Source organism: Vibrio marinisediminis (assembly GCF_014050145.1).
Taxonomy (GTDB): domain Bacteria; phylum Pseudomonadota; class Gammaproteobacteria; order Enterobacterales; family Vibrionaceae; genus Vibrio; species Vibrio marinisediminis.
Genome location: NZ_JACFYF010000145.1, coordinates 1 through 308, shown reverse-complemented (window position 1 = coordinate 308; position 308 = coordinate 1). Strand labels below are relative to the sequence as shown.

Below are 308 nucleotides of genomic sequence, written 5' to 3'. Positions count from 1 at the left end.
CGCTTCGGCTTGGGATCAGACGGTGCCACCGAGAGACCCTTCGAGCGTCGCGAGCTCCTGCCCGCCGGCCATCATGTCCTGCAATTCTTCGGGGGTGATTTCCCCACGCTCTGCCGTGCCCAGGGTCTGGCCCCGGTTGAGCACCGTGAACCGGTCGCCCACGGCCATGGCGTGGCGCACATTGTGGGTGATGAACACCACCGCGACCCCCTGCTTGCGCACCTTGTCGATGGTGGCCAGCACGTTGGAGGTCTGACGCACACCGAGCGCGGAGGTCGGCTCGTCCAGGATCAGCACCTTGGCCCCGA

General features: G+C 66.9%; 1 protein-coding gene. It reads right to left on the bottom strand.

The genetic code is table 11. The annotated features are described in order from the left end of the window. Positions 1-15: 15 nt before the first annotated feature. The coding region (locus tag H2O73_RS23730; RefSeq protein ID WP_497997508.1) for a P-loop NTPase family protein at positions 16-308 on the bottom strand (293 nt) is incomplete at its 5' end.